Annotated in this window: 1 protein-coding gene; it reads left to right on the forward strand. The window is 56.0% G+C overall.

Annotated features, from left to right (window positions below; genetic code table 11):
* A partial coding sequence (locus KDM89_RS19835; RefSeq protein WP_212689608.1) for an ATP-binding cassette domain-containing protein occupies window positions 1–391 on the forward strand: 391 nt, incomplete at its 5' end.
* Between the last annotated feature and the right edge of the window lie 52 nt (window positions 392–443).

A 443-nucleotide genomic window follows, 5' to 3' on the forward strand; every position in this document is an offset into this window, starting at 1 on the left:
GGCACGTGACAGTCAGGGCATGTCTGTGGATGAAATCTACGCCATGTTCCCGAATCTGGCGGAACGTAAACACAGTCAGGGCACCCGTTTGTCCGGCGGCGAACAGCAGATGCTGGCGGTTGCACGCATCCTGCGTACCGGTGCACGGCTGTTATTGCTGGATGAAATTTCCGAAGGTCTGGCACCGGTGATCGTACAAGCCTTGGCGCGCATGATCCTGACGCTGAAGGCACGTGGCTACACCATCGTCATGGTGGAGCAAAACTTCCGCTTTGCCGCGCCGCTGGCCGACCGGTTTTATGTGATGGAACATGGCCAGGTGGTCGAGCATTTCGCAGCGGCGCAATTGCAGGAAAAAATGGCCGTTCTCAATGAATTACTGGGTGTCTGAGTTTGCATCAATTGCTTGTAGCTGAACCGTAGCGGTATCCCTGGCCGGTCAT

The organism is Cognatundibacterium luofuense (genome assembly GCF_018139685.1).
In the GTDB taxonomy this organism is placed as follows: domain Bacteria; phylum Pseudomonadota; class Gammaproteobacteria; order Burkholderiales; family Burkholderiaceae_D; genus Undibacterium; species Undibacterium luofuense.